At 35.0% G+C, this 1,198-nt stretch carries 2 protein-coding genes; both read left to right on the top strand.

Annotation, left to right across the window (positions count from 1 at the left end):
- The first annotated feature begins 77 nt into the window (after positions 1-77).
- Positions 78-509 (top strand): hypothetical protein, encoded by a 432-nt coding sequence (locus ACP45E_RS11425; RefSeq protein WP_017037634.1) that lies wholly within the window; start codon positions 78-80, stop codon positions 507-509.
- Positions 510-637: 128 nt separating this feature from the next.
- Entirely contained in the window at positions 638-1,156 is a 519-nt protein-coding gene (locus ACP45E_RS11420; RefSeq protein WP_017037633.1) for a hypothetical protein, read from the top strand.
- Positions 1,157-1,198: the final 42 nt, after the last annotated feature.

Below are 1,198 nucleotides of genomic sequence, written 5' to 3'. Positions count from 1 at the left end.
GGCTGGTTTATTTGCCGCTTAGCAAAGCGTTATATGCCTATTTACTACTAACGGTCTGTATAAAATGAAGGTGGAAAATGAAAAATAGATTACTTAAATTGCTTCTAATTTCCATGAGCTTCCCTGTTGTATCAAGCACATTGTCAGATGAGTTGACTAGCATTCAAGAAAACCGCAATAACTGGAATTGTTATTCAAATGATGAAGCCAATGTAACTAATTGTAGTTTAGGACTAACAGCGCTAGAAATTGTGACTCGTCGTCAGTTAGGAAAACGAGAAGGAATATTGGTTGTTGAAGTAGCCTTAAACCCAGAAAATAAAACTGCTGTAAACGACCTAGCAGAAGTTCGGCATATACAAAATGAAATAATTAGTAATGGAAAGGTCGTCGAAGCGGTAAATGCTAATAATGCATGCCACGTATTCCATAACCTTGGAGGTTCTTTAGTGGTCGAAAACACAGATATTGATACCTGTAATAGGTTAAAAGAGATATCCGAAAACTAAATTTAATATCAAGCATATAACAAGGCACTAAACCCGACACTTCACGCTTGGCATTTTTGCTACGCAAAAGTATATGCCAAAGTTTCGTGCGGGTTAGTTTGGCGTTATACCTACAAGGAGTCCCTGTATTGAGAGAAAGTGTTTTTAAGACTGTTTTCTTAAATGAAAGCAAAAACGTTAGTTGCCTGGCATGGGTAAAACTGATTCTTTTAGAGATATATCTTGGGGAACAGTTGTTAGAAATGCTTGTTAATACTTCATCATATAACCTTGAATCAGAAAGCTTTACCATTGGAAGTGAATCCAATGGTTGGAAAAAACCACTCGAAGACTTTATTCCTGCAACTTTTTTTAATCGTCTATTACAAAATCAAATCGAGGAATTGCTTAATACAAAATACAATGAACACTATCAGCTTATGAAAGTAGTTGATGATAAATCATTAGAGTATGATTCAAGTAAGCCTCTCTTTAAACTTAACAATCAGAAACTGTATTTGTTAACAGAGCTTAAGCTTGCTTACAATACTATTTGGGTCACTTTAAATATAGTCATTGATATTGGGGTTTATTGGTTCACAAAAGATATATCTTTAACCATTTTAGCTGGTGCTGGCATTGAATTTCTGAGACGATTTAAATGGTAAGGTAGGTATAACAAGTTGCTTAAACGGAACTAAAACAGTGGG

The sequence above is a fragment of the Vibrio genomosp. F10 str. 9ZD137 genome, from assembly GCF_049974785.1.
Lineage (GTDB): Bacteria > Pseudomonadota > Gammaproteobacteria > Enterobacterales > Vibrionaceae > Vibrio.
This window is presented reverse-complemented; position numbering and strand designations above follow the sequence as displayed.